The sequence below is a fragment of the Candidatus Symbiothrix dinenymphae genome, from assembly GCF_001431085.1.
Genome location: NZ_BBRU01000437.1, coordinates 1 through 434, shown reverse-complemented (window position 1 = coordinate 434; position 434 = coordinate 1). Strand labels below are relative to the sequence as shown.

Genomic DNA, 434 nt, shown 5'->3' with positions numbered 1-434 from the left:
CTATTGGAAATAGTAATGGAGGTAATACCGCTGCAATCATAGAAAGCATAATTGCCAATACTTGTAACCCCGTTGCCTATCACAAGCGCAGTGATAGAAGTGCGGTCAGAATACCACGGCGCAGTGTCGGACGAGTAATTGTCCATTGCCCCTGTGCCGGTAATGGTGAGGGTGCCATCACTGAGAGTGTAGGAGGTTGCTGCAACCGCGCTACTTGTGCTCAAGCAGCATACCGCCGCGAGCGTCATCATTGTTTTTTTGAGCATTTTTGCTTTCATAAAAAATTTGTTTGCCATTGTCTTAAAAGTTTATGGACTAAACTCTTAATCTCTATCGGCAAACTAAAAGCGCAAAACTGCTCGTTGATTGCTTATTTTCAAACTCTGGTACTGGAAAAACCTCTTGTAAACAAATAAGTCCGAAACAATTCACGC

At 43.3% G+C, this 434-nt stretch carries 1 protein-coding gene; it reads right to left on the bottom strand.

The window, feature by feature from the left end:
• A partial coding sequence (locus tag ASC50_RS04800) for a leucine-rich repeat domain-containing protein (RefSeq protein ID WP_226995405.1) occupies positions 1 to 278 on the bottom strand: 278 nt, incomplete at its 3' end.
• Positions 279 to 434: the final 156 nt, after the last annotated feature.